General features: G+C 69.2%; 24 protein-coding genes and 3 tRNA genes. 23 read left to right on the forward strand and 4 right to left on the reverse strand.

Features of this window, described 5'->3' with window-relative positions; genetic code table 11:
* Window positions 1-209: 209 nt before the first annotated feature.
* From K1T34_RS21670 to K1T34_RS21695, 6 genes are all read left to right on the forward strand, one after another.
* The gene (locus K1T34_RS21670) at window positions 210-2,843 is read left to right on the forward strand and encodes a bifunctional diguanylate cyclase/phosphodiesterase (RefSeq protein WP_220246043.1); all 2,634 of its coding nucleotides are present in this window, start codon (window positions 210-212) and stop codon (window positions 2,841-2,843) included.
* Window positions 2,844-2,922: 79 nt separating this feature from the next.
* Window positions 2,923-2,995, forward strand: a tRNA-Thr gene (locus tag K1T34_RS21675).
* Window positions 2,996-3,142: 147 nt separating this feature from the next.
* Window positions 3,143-3,215 (forward strand) — tRNA-Met (locus K1T34_RS21680).
* Between the two features lie 49 nt (window positions 3,216-3,264).
* On the forward strand, window positions 3,265-3,429 hold the full coding sequence (gene rpmG, locus K1T34_RS21685; protein ID WP_020668467.1) for a 50S ribosomal protein L33: 165 nt from the start codon (window positions 3,265-3,267) through the stop codon (window positions 3,427-3,429).
* A gap of 145 nt (window positions 3,430-3,574) precedes the next feature.
* On the forward strand, window positions 3,575-4,024 hold the full coding sequence (locus tag K1T34_RS21690; RefSeq protein WP_220246044.1) for a MaoC family dehydratase N-terminal domain-containing protein: 450 nt from the start codon (window positions 3,575-3,577) through the stop codon (window positions 4,022-4,024).
* Window positions 4,021-4,419: a MaoC family dehydratase gene (locus K1T34_RS21695; RefSeq protein ID WP_220246045.1), complete on the forward strand. Its 399-nt coding sequence runs from the start codon at window positions 4,021-4,023 to the stop codon at window positions 4,417-4,419. The genes K1T34_RS21690 and K1T34_RS21695 overlap by 4 nt, the downstream gene beginning before the upstream one ends.
* A gap of 3 nt (window positions 4,420-4,422) precedes the next feature.
* On the opposite strand, the gene K1T34_RS21700 is transcribed toward K1T34_RS21695, so the two are convergent.
* Together K1T34_RS21700 and K1T34_RS21705 are read right to left on the reverse strand one after the other, a co-directional pair.
* Window positions 4,423-5,325, reverse strand: coding sequence for an SGNH/GDSL hydrolase family protein (locus K1T34_RS21700; RefSeq protein WP_220246046.1), 903 nt, complete (start codon window positions 5,323-5,325; stop codon window positions 4,423-4,425).
* 57 nt (window positions 5,326-5,382) lie between these two features.
* A complete protein-coding gene (locus K1T34_RS21705; protein WP_220246047.1) occupies window positions 5,383-6,288 on the reverse strand; it encodes a TIGR03619 family F420-dependent LLM class oxidoreductase in 906 nt (301 codons plus the stop codon).
* Between the two features lie 459 nt (window positions 6,289-6,747).
* On the opposite strand from K1T34_RS21705, the gene K1T34_RS21710 reads away from it, so the two are divergent.
* The 6 genes from K1T34_RS21710 to K1T34_RS21735 all read left to right on the forward strand — a co-directional run bounded on the left by K1T34_RS21710 (window position 6,748) and on the right by K1T34_RS21735 (window position 10,477).
* Window positions 6,748-6,820 (forward strand) — tRNA-Trp (locus tag K1T34_RS21710).
* A 32-nt stretch (window positions 6,821-6,852) separates the two neighbouring features.
* Window positions 6,853-7,287 (forward strand): preprotein translocase subunit SecE, encoded by a 435-nt coding sequence (gene secE, locus K1T34_RS21715; protein ID WP_220246048.1) that lies wholly within the window; start codon window positions 6,853-6,855, stop codon window positions 7,285-7,287.
* A 79-nt stretch (window positions 7,288-7,366) separates the two neighbouring features.
* Window positions 7,367-8,278: a transcription termination/antitermination protein NusG gene (gene nusG / locus K1T34_RS21720; RefSeq protein ID WP_220246049.1), complete on the forward strand. Its 912-nt coding sequence runs from the start codon at window positions 7,367-7,369 to the stop codon at window positions 8,276-8,278.
* A gap of 80 nt (window positions 8,279-8,358) precedes the next feature.
* Window positions 8,359-8,793: a 50S ribosomal protein L11 gene (rplK, locus tag K1T34_RS21725; RefSeq protein WP_220246050.1), complete on the forward strand. Its 435-nt coding sequence runs from the start codon at window positions 8,359-8,361 to the stop codon at window positions 8,791-8,793.
* Window positions 8,794-8,874: 81 nt separating this feature from the next.
* Window positions 8,875-9,594, forward strand: a complete 720-nt coding sequence (gene rplA, locus K1T34_RS21730) for a 50S ribosomal protein L1 (protein WP_220246051.1) — start codon at window positions 8,875-8,877, stop codon at window positions 9,592-9,594.
* 70 nt (window positions 9,595-9,664) lie between these two features.
* A complete protein-coding gene (locus K1T34_RS21735; protein ID WP_220246052.1) occupies window positions 9,665-10,477 on the forward strand; it encodes an alpha/beta fold hydrolase in 813 nt (270 codons plus the stop codon).
* On the opposite strand, the gene K1T34_RS21740 is transcribed toward K1T34_RS21735, so the two are convergent.
* Window positions 10,429-11,340, reverse strand: a complete 912-nt coding sequence (locus K1T34_RS21740) for a CaiB/BaiF CoA-transferase family protein (RefSeq protein ID WP_220246053.1) — start codon at window positions 11,338-11,340, stop codon at window positions 10,429-10,431. The genes K1T34_RS21735 and K1T34_RS21740 overlap by 49 nt on opposite strands.
* Between K1T34_RS21740 and K1T34_RS21745 the strand changes: the two genes are divergently transcribed.
* Window positions 11,231-11,737, forward strand: coding sequence for an IclR family transcriptional regulator C-terminal domain-containing protein (locus tag K1T34_RS21745; protein ID WP_255638633.1), 507 nt, complete (start codon window positions 11,231-11,233; stop codon window positions 11,735-11,737). The genes K1T34_RS21740 and K1T34_RS21745 overlap by 110 nt on opposite strands.
* Here K1T34_RS21745 and K1T34_RS21750 read toward each other — a convergent pair.
* Window positions 11,664-12,500 carry a hypothetical protein gene (locus tag K1T34_RS21750; protein WP_220246055.1) on the reverse strand — a complete coding sequence of 279 codons (837 nt, stop codon included), beginning with the start codon at window positions 12,498-12,500 and terminating at the stop codon, window positions 11,664-11,666. The two genes, K1T34_RS21745 and K1T34_RS21750, sit on opposite strands and share 74 nt — an antisense overlap.
* A gap of 560 nt (window positions 12,501-13,060) precedes the next feature.
* Between K1T34_RS21750 and rplJ the strand changes: the two genes are divergently transcribed.
* From rplJ to K1T34_RS21795, 10 genes are all read left to right on the forward strand, one after another.
* Window positions 13,061-13,615 carry a 50S ribosomal protein L10 gene (gene rplJ, locus K1T34_RS21755; RefSeq protein ID WP_220246056.1) on the forward strand — a complete coding sequence of 185 codons (555 nt, stop codon included), beginning with the start codon at window positions 13,061-13,063 and terminating at the stop codon, window positions 13,613-13,615.
* A 54-nt stretch (window positions 13,616-13,669) separates the two neighbouring features.
* Entirely contained in the window at window positions 13,670-14,056 is a 387-nt protein-coding gene (gene rplL / locus K1T34_RS21760; protein WP_220246057.1) for a 50S ribosomal protein L7/L12, read from the forward strand.
* Window positions 14,057-14,319: 263 nt separating this feature from the next.
* Window positions 14,320-14,454 (forward strand): hypothetical protein, encoded by a 135-nt coding sequence (locus tag K1T34_RS53425; RefSeq protein WP_255638634.1) that lies wholly within the window; start codon window positions 14,320-14,322, stop codon window positions 14,452-14,454.
* A complete protein-coding gene (locus K1T34_RS21765) occupies window positions 14,454-15,671 on the forward strand; it encodes an ABC transporter ATP-binding protein (RefSeq protein ID WP_220246058.1) in 1,218 nt (405 codons plus the stop codon). Before K1T34_RS53425 ends, K1T34_RS21765 begins: the two co-directional genes overlap by 1 nt.
* A 41-nt stretch (window positions 15,672-15,712) precedes the next feature.
* A complete protein-coding gene (locus K1T34_RS21770) occupies window positions 15,713-16,465 on the forward strand; it encodes an ABC transporter permease (protein WP_220247334.1) in 753 nt (250 codons plus the stop codon).
* A gap of 1 nt (window position 16,466) precedes the next feature.
* Window positions 16,467-17,303, forward strand: a complete 837-nt coding sequence (locus tag K1T34_RS21775; protein WP_220246059.1) for an ABC transporter permease — start codon at window positions 16,467-16,469, stop codon at window positions 17,301-17,303.
* Complete coding sequence (locus K1T34_RS21780; protein WP_220246060.1) at window positions 17,300-18,631, forward strand: MCE family protein; 1,332 nt, start codon at window positions 17,300-17,302, stop codon at window positions 18,629-18,631. The genes K1T34_RS21775 and K1T34_RS21780 overlap by 4 nt, the downstream gene beginning before the upstream one ends.
* Window positions 18,628-19,659: an MCE family protein gene (locus K1T34_RS21785; protein WP_220246061.1), complete on the forward strand. Its 1,032-nt coding sequence runs from the start codon at window positions 18,628-18,630 to the stop codon at window positions 19,657-19,659. Before K1T34_RS21780 ends, K1T34_RS21785 begins: the two co-directional genes overlap by 4 nt.
* Window positions 19,656-20,642, forward strand: a complete 987-nt coding sequence (locus tag K1T34_RS21790; protein WP_220246062.1) for an MCE family protein — start codon at window positions 19,656-19,658, stop codon at window positions 20,640-20,642. The genes K1T34_RS21785 and K1T34_RS21790 overlap by 4 nt, the downstream gene beginning before the upstream one ends.
* Window positions 20,639-21,817, forward strand: a complete 1,179-nt coding sequence (locus tag K1T34_RS21795; RefSeq protein WP_220246063.1) for an MCE family protein — start codon at window positions 20,639-20,641, stop codon at window positions 21,815-21,817. The genes K1T34_RS21790 and K1T34_RS21795 overlap by 4 nt, the downstream gene beginning before the upstream one ends.
* Window position 21,818 lies beyond the last annotated feature (1 nt).

The following is a 21,818-nucleotide window of genomic DNA, read 5'->3' on the forward strand; positions in this document are numbered from 1 at the left end:
ACACCCCACGGCGTCAGATCAGGCACGAACGGGGAGTTTCACTCCTTGGTCCACGCTGGTCAGCGCCACAAGCCCATTGTTAACCCTGGGGTGATCTCCTACTGTCTCGAAAGGGACACGGGTACGCCCTCCGGGGTACGGTATGGCCCTTGTCCACACCTGACGTCACTGACGAGCGCGACCGGTGGGCAGCCGGGAAGGAAGGTCGGATGCCGGACAGCAACGGCAGGCCTGATGCCGCTCCAGCGGCGAAACAGGCCAAGGGGGGCGCCGTTTCCGGGACCTTCACCGAGGCCCGCACGGACGAACGCCGGTTCCGCATATACACCTTCGCCGTTCTCGGCCTGGGTCTGATCACCGCGTTCGCGGTCGGTTCTTGGTTACCTTTCCACGGCTCGGCCAAGCTCTGGTGGATCGGACCAGTGCTGGCGCTCGCGTTCCTGCTCGCCGAACAGCTGGGCATCAACGTCGACGTCCGAAGCGGCATTTCGTGGACGATCTCGTTCACAGAAATTCCGCTGGTAATCGGTTTCTTCGTCGCTCCGTTCGAGGTCGTGCTGGCCGCGCACCTCGTCGCGGGCATCGGCACGCTGCTGGCCCGCAAGGTCGCCGGTCGCGTCCTCTACAACGCGGGCGCGTTCCTGCTCGAGATCACCGGCGCGTTCGCCGTCGCCGGGCTCGTCAAGCAGGCCGTGGGCGGCGGCGAGGCCATGCCGTGGGTCGCCGCCTTGGCGGGCACGCTCACCGCGCCGCTGGTGAGCACGCTGCTGGCGCTGGCCGCCGTGCGCGTGCTGCGCCGCCGCATGCGCGTGAGCACCGCGATCCGCCTCACCGGCCGCATCCTCGTGGTGGGCTTCGTGAACGCGTCGGTGGGCCTGAGCGGCTACCTCGTGATCGCGAACACCCCGCAGGCGTGGCCGTTGGTGCTGGCCGTGTTCCTCGGGCTGACCGCGCTGTACTGGGCCTACTCCGACCTGCTGCGCGAGCAGCGGGACATGGAGGCGCTGTCCGACGTGAGCCTCATGGTCGCGCGCTCGGGCCAGCAGGCCGCCGCGCGTCCGGCCGGGCGCGCCGACGAGCTCGTGGGCGGCGTCGACGTGCGCGAGTGGGCCACGATCGCCGAGCGGATCAAGGACCAGCTGGCCGCCGGCCGTGTCGTGCTGCGGCTGCGCCTGGAGGCCAAGGACACGATGCGCGTGGTCGTGGCCGGCGACGAGCTGCCGCCCGTGGACCCGAACGCCGACGACCCGCTGCAGCGCCTGCCCGGCGCCCACGTGCGCCACTTCCGCATCACCGAGGCCAACCCCGACGTCCGCGCGGCGCTGCTCAACCGCGGCGCGCAGGAGGCGCTCGTGGTGCCGCTGCGCAGTGCCAACCAGCTGCTCGGTGTCGTCGAGGCCCACGACCGGCTCTCCCGCTGGCGCGGCTTCGGCAAGTACGACGTGCAGCTGCTCGGCACGATGGCCAGCCACCTCGCGACGTCGCTCGACAACCGGCGCCTGCTCGCGACCCTGCGCCACGACGCCTACCACGACCCGCTCACCGGCCACCTCAACCGGCCGGGCTTCCAGCAGGTCGCCAAGGAGCCGCTGCGCGACTTCGCCAACGCCGTGGTGCTGCGCATCGACCTCGACGTCTTCTCGACCGTCAGCGACGCCCTGGGCTACTCGTGGGCCGACCGCATGGTGATCGCCGCCGGCCGCCGGATCCGCGACGCGCTGGGTCCGGACGTGCCGCTCGCCCGCCTGGAGGGCGCGTCGTTCGCCGCCCTGCTCGTGGGCTGCACGTCGGAAAACGCCCACGCCGCGGCCGAACGCCTGCGCGTGCAGCTTTCGGCGCCCTACCCCGTCGACCGGCTTTCGGTCGAGGCCAACGCGATGATCGGCTACGCCACCACCTCCACCGAGGACGGCGGCGAGCCCGTGGACGTCGACGGCCTGCTGCAGCGCGCCGACGTCGCCGTGCGGGCCACTCGCGGCGGCGAAGAGGTGCGCGGCTACGTGCCGAGCATGGGCCAGATCTTCCTGCGCCGCTTCCAGATGGTGACGCAGTTCCGGCAGTCGCTGGAGGACGGGCACGTGTCCGTCCACTACCAGCCGAAGATCACGCTGCCGAACCGTCAGGTGCAGGGCGTCGAGGCGCTGGTGCGCTGGGTGCACCCGGAGTTCGGCCGGCTCGGCCCCGACGAGTTCGTGCCCGCCATCGAGGCGGCCGGCCTCATCGGCGTGCTGACGTCGTTCGTGCTCGAAGCCTCACTCAAGCGCGTGCGCAAGTGGCTCGACGAGGGCCTGCGCATCTCCGCGGCCGTGAACCTGTCCGTGCGCAACCTGGCGGACGAGGACTTCCCGGCGAAGGTCCAGCGCGAGCTGGAGCGCTACGACGTGCCGCCCGAGCTGCTCACGTTCGAGCTCACCGAGTCCGGTGTGATGTCCGACCCGCAGAAGGCCCTGCCGATCCTGCGGGAGCTGCACTCGCTGGGCATCGTGCTGGCCGTGGACGACTTCGGCACGGGCTACTCGTCGCTCGCGTACCTGCGGCAGCTGCCGGTGGACCAGGTGAAGATCGACAAGAGCTTCGTGCTCGGCATGGGCACCGACCTCGGTGACCTGGCCGTGGTGCGTTCGATCGTCGAGCTGGGTCACTCGCTGGGCCTGACGGTGGTCGCGGAGGGCGTCGAGGAGGACGTCGCGCGCGACCAGCTGGAGGCGATGGGGTGTGACGTTGCCCAGGGATACTTGATCTCGCGCCCGCTGCCCGAGGACCGTCTTGAGGCCTGGCTGCAGGCCCGTACGGCGCGGTCGCCGGGCCGGCACTCGGAGACGGTCTTGACCCTGCTGACCTGAGGTTTCGCGGTAAGGGGACCCCTCGTGCACGCACGGGTGAACCCCCTTGGTAATCTCTTCAAGCCCTCGCAAGAGGCAGGCCCCTTTAGCTCAGTCGGCAGAGCGTCTCCATGGTAAGGAGAAGGTCTACGGTTCGATTCCGTAAAGGGGCTCGCGAGTATGGCGAGCTATGCTTGTGGAAATCGCAAGCCTAGCTCGCTTCGCGGCGTCCATCTGGGGGTCGAACCCCCAGACCCCCGCCAAGGGGCTCCGCCCCCTGGACCCCCACGGGTCGAGTCGGCAGGGTGGGCGTTGGTTATGGCGGTGTAGCTCAGTTGGCAGAGCAAGCGGCTCATAATCGCTGTGTCGCCGGTTCAAGTCCGGCCACCGCTACGCGGTAACGACGGGGCTGGCCCCCGGATCTGAGAGAGAAGGAAACGCTGTGGCTGCCACCGACGTGCGACCCAAGATCACGCTGGCGTGCGAGGAGTGCAAGCACCGCAACTACATCACCAAGAAGAACCGGCGCAACGACCCGGACCGCTTGGAGATGAAGAAGTTCTGCCCGAACTGCGGTACGCACCGGACTCACAAAGAGACCCGCTGACGTTAGCGGTTCTCGTCCAGCTTCGAACAGCCGTCCCGGCCTAGTGCCGGGGCGGCTTTTCGCTGTTCAGGGCCAGTTGAGGACCGGCGCTGGGCCCGTCCGGGGACCTCTCGGACCACCGGCTCGGGTCGGCTAGCCTCAGCGGGTGCCTTTGGACCAGTCGTTCGCCGGGCGGAGCTACCCGCCCGCCGGAAAGTACGCGGTGAGCCGCGAGAAGATCTTTGAGTTCGCCGAGGCGATCGGAGACCCCAACCCGATCTACCGCGACCCGGAGGCGGCCCGCGCGGCCGGTTTCCCGGACGTGGTCGCGCCGCCGACGTTCATCACGCTCCTGAACCTGCCCAAGGTCAACGGGATCGTGGCCGACCCGGAGCTCGGGCTCGACTACTCGCGCATGGTCCACGGCGACCAGGGCTTCACCTACGAGCGTCCCGTGCACGCGGGCGACGTGCTGGAGATCGGCGCGACCATCGAGAACATCATGGCCCGCGCCGGCAACGACTTCATCAACGTCAGCGCCCGGATCACCGACGCCGACGGCAAGCTGGTCTGCACCACCCGCGCGCAGCTCGTGGTGCGAGGGGAGGACGCGTGAACGTCGGCGACGAACTGCCCTCGCTGCAGGTGCGCGTCACGCGCGAGCAGCTGGTCCGCTACGCGGGCGCCGCGCTGGACTTCAACCCGATCCACTGGAACGAACGCTTCGCCAAGGAAGTCGGCCTGCCCGACGTGATCGCCCACGGCATGCTCACCATGGCGCTGGCCGGCCGCGTCGTCAGCGACTGGCTCGGCGACCCCTCGCGCCTGCTGGACTTCAGCGCCCGCTTCACCCGCCCCGTGGCGGTCCCCGACGACGCCGAGGGCGCCCTCGTGGAGATGACGGGCAAGGTCGGCGCGATCTCGGAAGACGGCGTCGCCCGCGTGGACCTGGTCGTGAAGTTCGACGGCAAGACCGTGCTGGGCAAGCCGCAGGCGCTCATCCGCGCCTGACGCTCAGCTCACCACCGACTCGACGGCCGTCGCCATCCCCGCTTCACCCCGCGCGTTGGGGTGCAGCGGGGCCGCGGCCGACGTCGGCACCAGGCCCTCCACCCAGCGCGTGCCCGAGCTCGTGCACACGTCGTGGCCCTTGCTCGGCCCGGCCGTGTCGGCATAGCCCGCGTTGTGGGTTCTGGCCTGCTCTTCGAGCACGTCGTTGAGGTGCTTCAGCGAGTCACGCAAGTACGCGACATCGCCCGAGCCGACGGGGATCGCGGGCCAGCAGCCGTCGCCGTCGGGTAGCACGGTGGGGTAGCCGACCACGACCACGCGGGCCTTCGGGGCCTTGGTGCGGATCTGTTCGAGCACCGCGCCGAGCTTGCCCGCCACGGCGTCGATGCGGTCGGAGAGCTGGTCGTGCCCGCCCGCGGTGAGCCGGTCGTGGCAGGGCGCGCCGTCGCGGTGCGAGGTGGCACAGCTGGGCGCCAGCGAAATGAACCCGACGTCGTTGCCCCCGATGCCCAGGGTCACGAGCGTGGTCGCCGACGTCACGGAGTCCAGCTGCGGCGGGTTCGTGCCGTTGTGGGTCGACTGGGAGCCCGTGAGGTCCGCCGTGGTGGCGCCGCTGCAGCTGACGTCCACGAACTGCGCCGGCTTGATCTTCGCGGCCACCAGGTGCGGGTAGTTGTCGTCCGAACGGTCGCAGCCCGCGGGCGTGCCCGCCGCCTTCCCCGTGCGCGGCGCGGAGGTGTACGAGTCGCCGAGCGCCACGTAACGGCCCGTGCCGCCCCCGGTGCCGGCGCCGGCCGGCGGCTCGGTCGACGAACCATGCTTCGACTTGTAGTACCCCACCCCGAGCAGCGCGACCACGACCACCAGGATCAGCAACCCGCATCCGCCGCTCTTCTTCGCCGCCACCTGATCGTTTCTACCGGTCCGCGACCCCGCGTGACGACGGGTATCCGGGTGAGACCCCTACCGGTCCACGGCGGCGCGCAGCTGGTCGGCCAGCTCCAGCGCGTGCTCGACCCCGTCGGCGATGTAGTGCAGGTCCACGAACGCCTCGGTGAACCCCTCGTCTGCGGCACCCTTCAGCGCCGACGCGAGGTCGGTCACCGTCACCACGGGCGTGCCCTCGCGCGGGTTGACGCGCAGCGGACGCCGCAGCGTTGCCGGGTTGCGGCCGGCTTCGGTGGCGGCGTCGGCGATCACCGCCCACATCCGGTGGAGGTACTGCGGGGGCAGCAGCGTCGGGAGCCAGCCGTCGGCGCTCGTTCCGACGCGGCGCAGGGCGCGTTCGGACATGCCGCCGAGCAGGATCGGCGGGTGCGGGTTCTGCGTGGGCCGCAGCCCGACGTGCGACTCCGGGATCTGCCAGCGCTCGCCGTCGTGGCCCGCGGGGTCGGCGGTCCAGAGCGTGCGCAGGACCTCGATCAGCTCGTCGAGGCGCCCGCCACGCCCGGCCCACGGCACGCCGGCGGCGGTGTACTCGTCGCGCAGCCAGCCGAGGCCGAACCCGGCGTCGAGGCGGCCGCCGGAGAGCAGGTCGAGCGACGTGAGCGTCCGGGCCAGCAGCACGGGCGCGTAGACGGGCGCCGAGAGCGTGCTCATGCCCAGCCGCGCGGTCTTCGTGGCGCCGGCGGCGGCCGTCAGCGCGACGAACGGGTCGACGAAGTGGATGAACTCCGGCGGGTACGGCCGCTCCGGCGTGCCGCCTCCTGGGTACAGGTCCGAGGGCTCAAGCGGGGTGAGCACACGGTCACCGACCCACAGCGAAGCGTAGCCGAGCTCTTCGGCCGCAGCGGCGAATCCGGCGATGGCAGTGGGGTCGGCGAGCTTGCCGTACTGCGGCAGGGCGAGTCCGAGTCGCAACGCGGTCACCGGGCCTCCTCGGGGACGACTTTTCTTGCGGGGCAACGAAGATCGCGCGTCGAACCGGGGACCTCGCTGGGGATCACCGGATTCTCGGCCGGGGCGCCGGAATTTCCCCGGTGCGGCAAGGTTTTCCGGCGGCTTCCGAAGTGCCTCGCGAGTACGGGATGAACGACCGCGGAATCCGCGTTGACCACCGTGCGGAGGGTTGTTTCCCGATTAATCGCGGACGGGCGCATGCGGCCATCCTGGCACGGCTCGGCGGCGCTCGCCGGTCACGTTCCCGGCGCGCTGGAGCAGGGACTCGGGGGGTCGGTGCGGGGGCACCCGACTAACGAGGGGGGCGCGGTTGCGGGCCTCGATCCGGCTTGCCGTAGACTTCGGAACTCGGAACGCACTACGGTCATCCCCGCCGGATGGTGGGGACGATGGAATGCGTCCTCCGGAGCCTGGGTGACCAGGTTCCACAGGGGTGTAGCTCAATTGGCAGAGCAGCGGTCTCCAAAACCGCAGGTTGCAGGTTCAAGTCCTGTCACCCCTGCGTACGGGTACTGGTGGAGCGGAGGAGTGGTCGTGAGCGACAGCGACGCCAGCGGCGAGCACGAGCAGGACGAGTCGGGCAAGAAGCCCGGGGTCGAGTCCCGCCCGGCGACCGCCGCGGCTCGGCGTGAGCGCCGCGCTTCCGCCCGCCCGTCCGGCAAGTCCGAGGCGCGTTCGGGCGGCACAAGGCCGTCCGGCAAGGCGGGCGACAAGGTCGCGAAGCCCGCCGACGCCAAGGGCGCGCCGACCCCGAAGCGGGACCAGAAGCCGAAGAAGGCGTCGCCCTTCGCGCGGATCATGCGGTTCGTCCGCGAGGTCTGGGCAGAGCTGCGCAAGGTCATCTGGCCCAACCGCAAGCAGATGGTCACCTACACCGCGGTCGTGCTGGTGTTCGTGGTGTTCATGGTGGCCCTCGTGAGCGGCCTCGACCTGGCCTTCAAGCAGGTCATCGGGCTGGTCTTCGGCTGAGGCCGGAGGCGCGCGCCACCGTGCGCCGCGCGGGCCGGCCTGCCCGAGCCCGGCAAGTGATCAACTGAGAGGACGGAACGTGACCTCCGACAACGGCACAGAGGCCGGTCGCGACCTGACCGAGCTTTCCGACGAGCAGGTGCACGCGGCACTCGGCGACGAGGAGTCCGCTCACCTCGAGCCCGTCGAGGTGCCCGACGCCGGCGAAGAGGTCGACGCAGCCGTCGAAGACAGCGCTGACGAGAGCGCCGACGACGAAGCCGACACCGAGGCTGACGACGCCGACACGGCTGACGACACCGAGGCTGACGACAGCGTGGCCGACGCCGTGGCCGACGAAGCCGCCGAGTCCGAGCCGGCCGCCGAGTCCGACGACCCCGTCGCCACGCTGCGCGCCGAGCTGATGGCCGCGCCGGGCGAGTGGTACGTCGTGCACAGCTACGCCGGGTACGAGAACAAGGTCAAGACGAACCTCGAGACCCGTACCACGACGCTGGACGTCGAGGACTACATCTTCCAGATCGAGGTTCCGACCGAAGAGGTCACCGAGATCAAGAACGGCCAGCGCAAGCAGGTGCAGCGCAAGGTGCTGCCCGGCTACATCCTGGTCCGGATGGATCTGAACGACGCCTCGTGGAGCGCGGTGCGCAACACGCCGGGTGTCACCGGGTTCGTCGGCGCGACCTCGCGCCCGTCGCCGCTCACCGTGGACGAGGTGCTGAAGTTCCTCGCGCCGCAGGTCGAGAAGGAAGCCCCGGCAAAGGCCGGCAAGGGCGAGGCCGCCGCGGCGTCGACGCCGTCCGGTGGCGGCGCTGTCGAGGTCGACTTCGAGATCGGCGAGTCGGTCACCGTCATGGACGGCCCGTTCGCCACGCTGCCCGCGACGATCTCCGAGGTCAACGTCGACGGACAGAAGCTGAAGGTCCTGGTGTCGATCTTCGGCCGGGAGACCCCGGTCGAGCTCTCGTTCACCCAGGTCTCCAAGATCTGACGGTCGGGAATACCGACCGGCAGTCCCCGCGTACTGGCAGGTGTGCGGGGGACTCACGTCAGTAAGAAGGACACAAGGTAATGCCACCCAAGAAGAAGAAGCTTGCGGCGATCATCAAGCTGCAGATCAAGGCCGGTGCGGCCAACCCCGCGCCGCCGGTCGGCCCGGCGCTGGGCCAGCACGGCGTCAACATCATGGAGTTCTGCAAGGCCTACAACGCCGCGACCGAGTCGCAGCGCGGGGACGTCGTCCCGGTCGAGATCTCCGTGTACGAAGACCGGTCGTTCGACTTCAAGCTGAAGACGCCGCCGGCCGCCAGGCTGCTGCTCAAGGCCGCGGGCGTGGAGAAGGGCTCCGGCGAGCCGCACAAGACCAAGGTCGCCAAGGTCACCTGGGACCAGGTCCGCGAGATCGCCAAGACCAAGGAGTCCGACCTCAACGCCCACGACATCGACCAGGCGGCGAAGATCATCGCCGGTACCGCCCGCTCCATGGGCATCACGGTCGAGGGCTGAAGCTCCTCAAGCAACACCGTGGGAGAGCCAGTGCTGGCTCGTCACCACACTGATCCGTTTTGACTAAGTAAGGACAGAAGCATGACCAAGCACAGCAAGGCCTACCGCCAGGCTGCCGAGCTGATCGACAAGGAGCGTCTCTACGCTCCGCTCGAGGCCGCGAAGCTGGCGAAGGAGACCTCCAAGACCAAGATGGACGCGACCGTCGAGGTCGCGATGCGTCTCGGTGTCGACCCGCGCAAGGCCGACCAGATGGTCCGCGGCACCGTGAACCTGCCGCACGGTACCGGTAAGACCGCTCGCGTCATCGTTTTCGCCGTCGGCGACAAGGCCGCCGAGGCCGAGGCCGCCGGTGCGGACGCGGTCGGCACGGACGAGCTGATCGAGCGCATCCAGGGTGGCTGGCTCGACTTCGACGCCGCCATCGCGACGCCGGACCAGATGGCCAAGGTGGGCCGCATCGCCCGCATCCTCGGCCCGCGTGGCCTGATGCCGAACCCGAAGACCGGCACGGTGACCCCCGCGGTCACGAAGGCCGTGCAGGACATCAAGGGCGGTAAGATCAACTTCCGCGTCGACAAGCAGGCCAACCTGCACCTCGTGATCGGCAAGGCGTCGTTCGACACCGAGAAGCTGGTGGAGAACTACGCGGCCGCGCTGGACGAGATCCTGCGGGCCAAGCCGTCGTCGGCGAAGGGCCGCTACGTCAAGAAGATCACCTTCACCACCACGATGGGCCCGGGCATCCCGGTCGACCCGCTGCGGACGCGCAACCTCCTCAGCGAGGACGCGGCCGTCTGAGTCGCACATCACGCGAAAGGGCGGTCACGCAATGTGCGTGGCCGCCCTTTTTTCGTGTCTCATGGACACTATGCCGACGACGACGTTCACCGCTCCCGACGGGCTCCGCCTGAGCTACACGGTGTGGGAGGGCGACGGCCGGCACCGTCGCCCCGTCGTGCTCCAGCACGGCTTCGCCGCCGACGCGCAGGTGAACTGGGTCGGCACCGGTGTCGTGCGCACCCTGGTCGAAGCCGGGTTCACCGTGATCGGCCTCGACGCCCGCGGCCACGGCGCGTCGGACAAACCGCACGACCCGGCCTGCTACGGCCAGGACGTGATGGCCCGCGACGTGTCCGCCCTGCTCGACGAGCTGGGCCTCGACGAGGTCTCCCTCGCCGGCTACTCGATGGGCGCGATCGTCGCCCTCATCGTGGCCACCAAGGACAAACGCGTGCGCTGCCTGGCCACCGGCGGCATCGGCGCGGGCATCATCGACTTCGGCGGCGTCGACACGCGCGTGGTCGAGCCGGAACAGCTCGCCGACGGCCTCCTCGCCGACGACCACGCCGACGTCCCCGCCCAGGTCCGCCCCTTCCGCCGCCTCGCCCGCCGCACGGGCGGCGACGTCGACGCCCTGGCCGCCGTCCTGCGCGCCTCACGCCGCACGTCCATCCCCCTGACCGAGATCACCGTCCCCACGCTGATCCTCGCCGGCGAACGCGACCAGCTCGCGGCCCAGCCTGAGCGCCTCGCCATCGGCATCGCGGGCGCCCGCCTCGTGCGCGTCCCGGGCGACCACATGACGGCCGTCGCGGACCCCGCGTTCGCCCTGGCACTGGCCGACTTCTTCGCCTACGCGGACACGGGGGAGACGAGGTTCGCGATCTCCTCGCCGGCGTAACCGAGCTCAGCGAGCAGCTCGCTCGTGTGCTCACCGCGCGCGGGCGTGTGGCGGCGCACTGACGGCGGCGTATCCGAGAGGATCATCGGCGGCCCGACCTGGCGGTACGTGCCCTCCGTCGGGTGCTCGGCGAGCGAGACGAGGCCGCTGCCCGTGTGGTACGGGTCGGTCTCCGCGTCTTCCAGCTCCAGCACCGGCGCGAACGGGATGGACAGCTCGGCGCAGATCTTCTGCCACTGCACTGTGGTCTTCTCGACGGAGAGCTTGCCGATCTCGTCGTACAGCTCGCCGTAGTGCTTCGCGCGGCTGGCGGGGTCGCCGAACCGCGGGTCAGTGGCGAGGTCTTCGCGGCCGGCGGCGCGGAAGAAGTCGGCGATGTTCTTCTCGGTGTAGGGCAGGACGCAGGCCCAGCCGTCGGCCGTCCGCACGGCCTGGTGGCCCTCGGTCATCGACCGGTTGAAGCCCATCGGGCCGATCGCAGGCTCGAACGTGTGGCCGGCGAGGTGCTCGACGAGGTTGAACGCCAGCATCGTGTCGGCCATCGGCACCTCCACGCGCTGGCCGCGGCTGGTCGTGCGCTGGTGCACCACGGCGGCGAGCACGGAGTAGACGATGGTGAGCGCGCACAGCTTGTCGGCGAGGATCGTCGGCGCGTAGGTGGGCTTGTCGGTCGCGCGGCGCATCAGGTCGGCCATGCCGGAGGACGCCTGCACGATCTCGTCGTAGGCCGCGAGTCCGGCGCGGTCGGAGTCGGTGCGGAAGCCCTGGGCGTTGCAGTCCGAGCTGAGCGCGGCCGCCGGGTGCGCGGCACTGCTCGCGGTGCAGGTCGGCGACAACGCGGTGTACGTCGACTGGGCCGGCACGGACGAGCCGTTCGACTACGCGTTCTCCCGGTCCCTTCGCTCCGCGCTCCCGCGTACGTCGGCTCGGCGCGTGTTGCTCGCTTCGCTACCGGAGGCCGACCGCCGTGCGGTGGTGGCGCAGGAGCCCGACACCCGCGCGGGCGTCGATCTCCTCGCGGAGGCGGCGGAGATCCGTGCGCAGGGCTACGCCGTGGTCGACTCCGGGCACGCCATGGAGACGATGGCCGCGGTGGCCGTGCCCGTCACGGAGTCGGGGCGCGTGGTGGCGGCCGCGGCGCTGGCCGCACCGTCCGAAGTGGTCGCTGCGCGGCTGCCTGACCTGGTCAGGTCGTTGGAGGAGTGGAGTTCGAGGCTGACGGGGGCCCGCACTTCTCCGGACCCGGCGAGTGGCCCGTGATCAGCCACTGACCCTTGTCCACTTGGGACACGGTGAACACGCCGAGTGCCGGGCCGCCGGCGATGGTGTAGTCGCAGGAGTCGATGGTCACCACGCCTGCGGGCGGGGCGCCGGAGACGTACGAGGGCAGCGATTCGGCGTAGTCGTTCTGGTTGGTGACCTGCGCGTGCAGCTTCTCGACCGCCACCTTGCAGTCGGGCTGGCCGACGTCCTGGGCGAACTTGGTCTGGACGGGCTCGTCGAACCGGCCGCACGCGTCTTCGACCCGGCCCTGCGCGATGTTGTGGAAGACGAAGCGGACGGCCTCGTACGGGTTCGTCGAGAAGATGTGGTTCGTGTGGTAGGTCCCGCCGCCCTCGGCCGCGATCTGGGCGGAGGACTTGCCGTCGTCGCTGGGGAAGTAGTGGCGGTAGGCCCACGTGGCGGCGATACCGAGGATCACCAGCACGATCACCCACCCCAGGATCTTCCCGCCGAGGCGCTTGAGCCAGCGGGGGACCGGGCGGCGACGGCGGGGTTCCTCGTACGGCGCCAGCGCTCCCGGCGGCCCCGGAGGTACGGGTGGCTGCCGGCCCGGCTGAGTCTGCGGCTGGCGGGAGCCCGCGGGGACCAGGCCGGCGTCGGGTGTTGGTGCCGGTTGGTTGCCTTGCTGGGCTTGGGTGAAGCGGAGGTAGTCCTGGAACTGCTGGAACTGGCGGAACTGTTCCAGCTGCGCGGCATCCAGCGGTGGTTCGCCCGAAGCGGGCTGGGACGGCTGGGGCAACGCAGGAAGGTGCGAGGACTCCGTGGCGGCCGGTGAACTCGACGGCAACTGCGGAACCCCAGCCACCGGAGGCTGCTCCGCACCCGGCCACTGCCCAGAACCCGACTGCCCAGAACCAGACTGCCCCGATGGCTGCGGCAACCCGCCCGGAACCGGTTGCGTGCCGTCGGCAGGTCGGGGGCCGGGGCCGGTGGGGTTGTCCGGCTGTCCGTGATCACGCTGCTCCGCCACGTCACCAATGATGCCCGCTCGCCGGCGAATCCCCGAGTCCGGGCGGCTTGTCGCTGGTCAGGCAGGGGGGTGGGCGAAAGGCCGGAAACCCTTCACGTATAGTTGTCGACGGTTCTACCGAAGACCGCTGGTTTTCCGAGTGCTCCACGGCGCTCGGAACGAAGGTCCCGCGAGATGAGCGGGCGGCCCGCGCAGGAGGAACGAGGTTCGGCTCTCCCTCAGGGGAAATCGCCGTGTAACGCCCCGTGCTGACTGCGCGTGGGCGTTTTTTCGTCTCAGAGGGCTCTCGAAGGACCAGTGGAATCCACTAGCCAAGAGAGGAGGCGACCATGGCGAAGCCCGACAAGGTGGCGGCCGTCGCCGAGATCGCGGAGAGCTTCCGCAGCAGCTCGGCCACAGTCGTTACCCAGTACACCGGCCTCTCCGTGTCCCAGCTGTCTCAGCTGCGCCGCGCTCTCGGCACCAGTGCCAAGTACCGGGTCGCGAAGAACACCCTCGTGAAGCGTGCCGCCGAGGACGCCGGTGTCCAGGGTCTGGACGACCTGTTCGTCGGTGCCACCGCGATCGCCTTCGTCGAAGGTGAGCCGGTCGACGCCGCGAAGGCGCTTCGCGACTTCGCGAAGGACAACAACGCGCTTGTCATCAAGGGCGGCTACATGGACGGCAAAGCGCTGTCCGTGGACGAGATCGCGAGGATCGCCGATCTCGACAGCCGTGAGGTCCTGCTCTCCAAGGCAGCGGGCGCGTTCAAGGCGAAGCTGTCCCAGGCCGCCGCGCTGTTCCAGGCGCCGGCGTCCCAGGTCGCCCGCCTGGCTGCCGCGCTGGAGGAGAAGCAGCGCAACGCCACCGGTACCGAAGCAGCCGAAGCACCCGCCGAGAGCTGATCCACCCCCACCCCGAACGTCGAGTTCGTTCGTTTTTTCTGAGAGGAAGCCATCATGGCGAAGCTGAGCACCGCCGAGCTGATCGACGCTTTCAAGGAGCTCACCCTTCTTGAGCTGTCGGACTTCGTGAAGGAGTTCGAGACCACCTTCGACGTCACCGCCGCCGCCCCGGCCGCCGTCGTCGCCGCCGGCCCGGTCGGCGCCGCCCCGGCCGCAGCCGAGGAGCAGGACGAGTTCGACGTCGTCCTCGAGTCCGCCGGTGACAAGAAGATCCAGGTCATCAAGGTCGTCCGCGAGGTCGTCTCCGGTCTGGGCCTGAAGGAGGCCAAGGAGCTGGTCGAGGCCGCTCCCAAGGCCCTCCTGGAGAAGGTCGACAAGGAGGCCGCTGCGGCCGCCAAGGAGAAGCTCGAGGCCGCCGGCGCCAAGATCACCATCAAGTGATCCCGGGCGCGCAAGCGCCTACCGCACCACCTCGTGAAGGGGCGGGCATCCACTCGGATGCCCGCCCCTTTCTCGTTCGCCGGCCCGGCGACCGACTGATCACCGCTCGTGTCCGATTCGCCCGGTCGGACCAGCCGTAACCCGATCGTTGGGCCATCTGGATCTGCGCCACTGGGTGACGTGCACTACCGTGCTGCCAGCGGTCACCGGACAAGGCCACGAACGGGTGAGGTGCTCACCGGCCTCGCCAGGCCGGAAAACTGGTGAGTAACCTGTTCGCACTCAGCTCGTTGCACCTGGTTGACGCGGAGATCGCGGCGCGCATCGGCGCGGGCTCCGCTGCCAGTCGCGGCGGGGCGGCGGTGCGCGACGACGCGGAACAGCTCCTGGAGGTGTGATGGGCGCCGAGGTGGTCATCGAAGGTCTGACGAAGTCCTTCGGAAGGCAGACCATCTGGCGGGACGTGACGCTGACGCTGCCCCCGGGTGAGGTGTCCGCGATGCTCGGCCCGTCGGGAACCGGCAAGTCGGTGTTCCTCAAGTCCATGATCGGCCTGCTGAAGCCCGACAAGGGCCGCTGCGTGATCAACGGCGTGGACATCGTCACGTGCTCCGAGCACAAGCTCTACGAGATCCGGAAGCTCTTCGGCGTCCTGTTTCAGGACGGCGCGCTGTTCGGGTCGATGAACCTCTACGACAACGTCGCCTTCCCGCTGCGGGAGCACACCAAGAAGTCCGAGTCCGAGATCCGCCGCATCGTCCAGGAAAAGCTGGAGATGACGGGTCTGGCCGGCGCGGACAAGAAGCTGCCCGGCGAGATCTCCGGCGGTATGCGCAAGCGCGCCGGCCTCGCGCGGGCGCTGGTGCTCGACCCGCAGATCATCCTGGTCGACGAGCCGGACTCCGGTCTGGACCCCGTGCGCACCGCGTACATCTCGCAGCTGCTCATCGACCTCAACACGCAGATCGACGCGACGATCCTCATCGTCTCCCACAACATCAACCTCGCGCGCACGGTGCCCGACAACCTGGGCATGCTGTTCCGCAAGGAGCTCGTGATGTTCGGCCCCCGCGAGGTGCTGCTCACGAGCGACGAGCCCGTGGTCGAGCAGTTCCTCAACGGCCGCAAGCGCGGTCCCATCGGCATGTCCGAGGAGAAGGACACCGCCACGATGGCGCGCGAGGAGGCCGAAGCCGCCGCGGGGCACTCCGACGGCTCGCCCGACGAGGACATCCGCGGCGTCGTCCCGCAGATGCAGCCCAGCCCCGGCCTGCCGGAGCGCGCGGGCGCCCGCCGCCGGATGGACCGCGTGATGCGGATCCTCCACACGCTCCCGCCGGCCGCGCAGGAGGGCATCATCGAATCCCTGAGCCCGGAGGAGCAGCGGCACTACAACGTCCAAGCGAACGTGCACGCCGCCCACGCGCCGGCCCGTCGCCCGGGCCCCGAGGACACGCAGCAGATCCCCCAGATCTCCGACCGTGGCCCCGTGGCGAACCAGCACCAGGGCCAGCTGCCCGCCGACCAAGTCGCCCGGATCCCCGGCGGCTCCGGCCCGCGAGGGCCAGGCGGCGGCTACTCCGGTCCCGGCGGCAACGGGCCGGGTGGCGCGTGAGCTCGAACGCAGCACCGGCGAGGAAAATCCCCGGGCACGGCATGCTCCGCGAGACCGGGAACCTGTTCGCCCTCGGTCTCGACATCATCCGCGGCATGTTCCAGCGCCCGTTCCAGCTGCGGGAGTTCATCCAGCAGGCCTGGTTCGTCGCCAGCGTCACGATTCTGCCGACGGCGCTTGTCGCGATCCCGTTCGGCGCGGTCATCTCGCTGCAGTTCGGCGCGCTCGCGCGTCAGCTCGGCGCGCAGTCCTACACCGGCGCCGGTTCCGTGCTCGCCACGGTGCAGCAGGCCAGCCCGCTCGTCACGGCGCTGCTGGTGGCCGGCGCGGGCGGCAGCGCGGTCTGTGCCGATATCGGCGCTCGCACCATCCGCGAGGAGATCGACGCGATGGAGGTGCTGGGCGTCTCCGCGGTCCAGCGCCTGATCGTGCCGCGCACGCTCGCGATGATGCTCGTCGCGCTTTTGCTCAACGGCATGGTCAGCGTCATCGGCGTGCTCGGCGGTTACTTCTTCAACGTCGTGCTCCAGGGCGGCACGCCCGGCGCCTACCTGGCGAGCTTCTCCGCGCTGGCGCAGCTGCCCGACCTCTGGGTCGGTGAGCTCAAGGCCCTGATCTTCGGCTTCATCGCCGCGGTCGTGGCGGCCTATCGAGGCCTGCACCCCAGCGGCGGCCCGAAGGGCGTGGGCGACGCGGTGAACCAGTCGGTGGTCATTACGTTCCTGCTGCTCTTCGTCGTGAACTTCGTGATCACGCTGATCTACCTGCAGATCGTGCCCGGAAAGCTGGACTGACATGACGTTCATCTCGGGTGCCAAGCGCGTCGCCCACCGTCCACTGGAGACCCTGGACACCCTGGGCGACCAGATGTCCTTCTACGGCCGCGCGCTTCTGTGGACACCACGCACGCTGCGCCGCTACATGAAGGAAGTCCTTCGCCTGCTCGCCGAGGTGAGCTTCGGGTCCGGCTCGCTCGCGGTCATCGGCGGCACGGTCGGCGTGATGGTCGGCCTGACGCTCTTCACCGGTGTCCTCGTGGGCCTGCAGGGCTACTCGGCCCTGAACTCCATCGGCACCTCGGCGTTCACCGGCTTCCTCACCGCGTTCTTCAACACCCGCGAGATCGCCCCGCTGGTCGCCGGCCTTGCCTTGAGCGCCACGGTCGGCGCCGGCTTCACCGCGCAGCTCGGCGCCATGCGGATCTCCGAAGAGATCGACGCGCTGGAAGTCATGGGCGTGCCGAGCCTGCCGTACCTGGTGACCACGCGGATCATCGCCGGGTTCGTGGCCGTGATCCCGCTCTACATCATCGGCCTGCTGAGCTCTTACCTCGCCTCACGCCTGGTGGTCATCTACATCTACGGCCAGTCAGCGGGTACCTACGACCACTACTTCGACCTTTTCCTACCACCGCAAGACGTTCTGTACTCGTTCATCAAGGTGCTCATCTTCAGCATCTTGATCATTCTTTCGCACTGCTACTTCGGCTACCGCGCCTCCGGTGGGCCGGCCGGCGTGGGCGTGGCCGTGGGCCGCGCGGTTCGCCTTTCCATCGTCACGGTTTCGATCGTGAACTTCTTCATCGGTTTCGCCATCTGGGGAACCGACGTCACGGTGAGGATTGCGGGATGATCACACTACGGCGCAGGCTCTTGGGCCTGCTGCTCGTGGCGCTGCTCGTGGGAGGTGTGGCCCTGAGCATCGCCTTGTACAACAAGGCGTTCACGAAGTTCGTCACGGTGAAGCTCGAGGCCGACAGCATCGGCAACCAGCTGCTGGAGCAATCGGACGTGAAGGTGCGCGGCCTGATCGTGGGGTCGGTCAAGACCATCGCGGCCACCGCCGACGGGGCCGAGCTCACGCTGGACCTCCAGCCCGACTACGTGAAGCTGATCCCGGAGAACGTCTCGGCGCGCTTCCTGCCCAAGACGCTCTTCGGCGAGCGCTACGTCTCGCTCGAGATTCCGAAGAACCCGTCGGCCAAGACGCTCACCGACGGCGACGTGATCCCGCAGGACCGCACCTCGGGCGCGATCGAGCTGGAGCAGGCGCTGGAGCACCTGATGCCGGTGCTGCAGGCGGTGCAGCCGCAGAAGCTTTCGAGCACGCTCACCGCGATCTCCACCGCGCTGCAGGGCCGGGGCAAGCCGCTCGGCGAGACGCTCTCGCAGCTGGGCGACTACATCGGCAAGCTGAACCCGCACGAGCCGCAGCTGCAGCACAACCTCAAGGCGCTGGCGGACTTCTCCGACAACCTGAGCGCGTCGGCGCCGGACCTGGTGCAGAGCCTCGACAACCTGAGCACGACCACCCGCACCGTGGTGGACGAGCAGCAGAACCTCGCGAGCCTCTACAGCAACCTGACCGCGGCTTCGCAGGATCTGCAGTCGTTCCTGGAAGCCAACTCCCAGAACATCATCAGCCTCGCCGACACCGCGCGGCCCACGGCCGAGCTGCTCGCCAAGTACGCGCCGGAGTACCCGTGCGTGATCGGGCAGATGTCGAAGCTCGTGCCGGTCGTCGACAAGGCGCTGGGCAAGGGCACGAACCAGCCCGGCCTGCATGCGACGATCGAGGTGGTCGTGAACCGCGGTCCCTACAAGGCGGGTCAGGACGAGCCGCGGTTCGAGGACAAGCGCGGCCCGCGCTGCTACGACCTCAAGAACCTGCCGAACCCGTTTCCTCAGGCGCCGCCGGACGGCGCGTTCAAGGACGGCACGACCCACACGACGGCACCCAATTCCCACAGCACCGGCGTGAACCCGGGCAACTTCCTCGCCGACGCCGCGGGCCTCGGCGGCGGCACGAGCGGGGGTGACCCGGCGTACTCGGGCGCGGAGAACGAATTCCTCGGCCAGCTCGTGTCCCCGCAGGTCGGGATGCCGGAAGGTGACTTCCCCGGCTGGGGCTCGCTGCTCGTCGGCCCGCTGTACCGGGGCGCGGAGGTGACGGTGAAGTGAGGGGACTGGCCGCACCGCTGATCAAACTGTCGATCTTCGTGGTGATCACCGTGCTGTTCACCGCCGTGCTCGGCATCAGCATCGCGAACATCAACACCACCAGCACCAAGGACTACTCCGCGCGCTTCACCGACGCGACGTTGCTGCTCAACGGTGACGACGTCCGCATCGCCGGCGTCCGCGTGGGCACGGTGAAGGACGTGAAGATCGTCGACAAGCGCCAGGCGCAGGTCGACTTCGAGGTCGACGCCGGACGGCAGCTGCCGGCGGGTGTCACCGCGCAGATCAAGTTCCGCAACCTTGTCGGCCAGCGCTACCTCTCCCTCGGCGAGGGCAGCGACACCTCCGGCAAGACGCTGCCCCCGGGCGGCTCGATCCCGCTCGAACGCACCACACCCGCGCTGGACCTGACCGAGCTGTTCAACGGGTTCAAGCCGCTGTTCACCGCGCTGAACCCCGACGACGTCAACAAGCTCTCGTACGAGGTCATCCAGGTCCTGCAGGGCGAGGGCGGCACCGTCGAGAGCCTGCTGTCGCACACCGCTTCGCTGGCCACCACGATCGCCGACAAGGACAAGGTGATCGGCGAGGTCATCGACAACCTCAACTCCGTGCTCGACACGGTCAACGCGCACACGCCGCAGCTGAGCGACCTGATCGTGAAGCTGCAGCAGCTGGTGTCCGGCCTTGCCGCCGACCGCAAGCCCATCGGCGACGCGATCGACAGCCTCGGCAACCTGGCCCAGACCACCGCCGGCCTGCTCGGCGACGCGCGCCAGCCGCTGAAGGACGACATCAGCGCGCTGGGCGACCTGACCACCAAGCTCAACAAGAACGAGCCGACGCTGGAGCACTTCATCCAGTTCCTGCCGCAGAAGGTGAGCGCGCTGACCCGCACCGCCGACTACGGCTCCTGGTTCAACTTCTACGCGTGCGAGGTCAAGGGCAACGTCGCCCTGCCGCCGCTGATCAACGAACCGATCGACGTGCCGCTGCTGCCGTCCAACCGGGAGAGGTGCAGCGGATGAAATCCTTCCAGAAGCGCAACCCCGTCCCGATCGCACTGGTCGGGCTCGCGGTGCTCGTGCTCGGCTTCGTCGCCGCGCTCAACTCCGACGACCTGCCGGTCATCGGTGGCGGCACGACCTACAGCGCCGAGTTCTCCGAGGCCGCCGGGCTCACGACCGACAACGACGTGCGCATCGCCGGCGTGAAGGTCGGCAAGGTCTCCGAGATCAAGCTCGACGGCGCCAGCGTGAAGGTGTCGTTCAAGGTCAAGGACGCCTGGCTCGGCGACAAGACCTCGGCCGCGATCAAGATCAAGACGCTGCTGGGTCAGAAGTACCTGTCGCTCGACCCGCAGGGCGTCGGCACGCTCAACCCGGGCCAGCCGATCCCGCGCGACCGCACGATGTCGCCCTACGACGTGCTCGATGCGTTCCGCGGCCTCTCGCAGACCGTCGACGACATCAACACCGACCAGCTCGCGCAGAGCTTCGACACCATCACGCAGACCTTCGCCAACACGCCCGAGGACGTGAAGGGCGCGCTCTCGGGCCTGTCGAAGCTGTCGGACACGATCGCCTCGCGCGACTCGCAGCTGTCGAACCTGCTGGCCAACACCCGCGAGGTGTCGCAGACGCTGGTCGACCGCGACGCCGAGGTGCAGAAGCTGATCACCGACGGCAACCAGCTGCTCGACGAGATCTCCAAGCGCGAGCAGGCCATCACCGCGCTGCTCGACGGTTCCAAGGAGCTCGCCACTCAGCTGCAGGGCCTCGTCGACGACAACGACAAGCAGCTCGACCCCGTGCTCACGCAGCTGGACCAGCTGACGTCGATGCTGCAGCGCAACCAGGACTCGCTCGCGCAGGGCATCGCGAAGTTCGCCCCCTTCGTGCGCGTGTTCACCAACACCATCGGCACCGGGCACTGGTTCGACAACTACATCTGCGGCCTGGTGGCGCCCTCGATCGGCCCGCTCAACCAAGAGGGGTGCTACACGAAATGAGTGACACCCGGTTCGGCCAGTCGCTCCTGCGCGGCGCGTCCGTCGCCGTCGTCCTCGCGCTCGTCATCGCGGGCGGACTCTGGTGGACGCTCAAGGACGCGGGGCGCAACCACCTCACCGCGTACTTCTCCGGCGCTGTCGGCCTCTACGAGGGCAACAGTGTGCGGATGCTCGGCGTCGACCTCGGCACGGTCACCAAGGTCCAGCCCATGGGCAACCAGGTGCGCGTGGACTTCGAGTACGACCGCTCGGTGCCGGTGCCTGCCGACGCGAAGGCGCTGATCGTCTCGCCGTCGCTGGTCAGCGACCGCTACATCCAGCTCGCGCCCGCGTACACCGGCGGCCCGAAGATCTCCGACGGCGCCGTGATCCCGCTCAACCGCACCGAGGTGCCGCTCGAGGTCGACCAGCTCGCCGCGAGCCTCGCGAAGGTGAGCGAGACGCTCGGCCCCAACGGCGCCAACAAGAACGGTTCGCTGTCGGACCTGCTCAACACCGTCGCGAAGAACGTGGACGGCAACGGCCAGGCCCTGCACGACACGATCGCCAAGCTCGGCCAGGCGTCCGGCACGCTCGCCGGCAACAAGGACGACCTGTTCCAGACCGTGCAGAACCTCGGCCAGTTCTCGCAGACGCTGGTCAACAGCGACGGCCAGGTGCGCCAGTTCGAGAGCCAGCTCGCCGACGTGAGCGGGTACCTGGCGGGGGAGAAGGACGACCTCGCCGCCACCGTGCAGCAGCTGAGCACCACGCTGCAGTCGGTGCAGACCTTCATCGAGCAGAACCGCGGCCGGCTCAAGTCCAATGTGGACAAGCTGGCCAGCGTCACCAAGGTGCTCGTGGACCAGCGCAGCGCGTTGTCGGAGATCCTCGACGTGGCGCCGGTGGCGCTGTCGAACCTCGTCAACGTCTACAACGGCTCCGCGGGCACGCTCGACGCGCGGCCGAACCTCAACGAGCTCACGCAGCCGCCGCTGGTGATGGTCTGCAACCTGCTCAAGCAGACGCCCGACGCGCTCAAGCTGCTCGGTGACACGTGCGGCTCGATCGCCGGCGTGGTCGACGGCGCGGTGCCGCTGCCCTCGACGGCGCAGGTGGTGCAGGCCATGTCCAACGGCAAGCTGCCGCCACTGCCGCTCCCGCTCGCGGGCCAGGTCTACGGGACGGGGAGCTGAG

Source organism: Amycolatopsis sp. DSM 110486 (assembly GCF_019468465.1).
Classification (GTDB): Bacteria; Actinomycetota; Actinomycetes; order Mycobacteriales; family Pseudonocardiaceae; genus Amycolatopsis.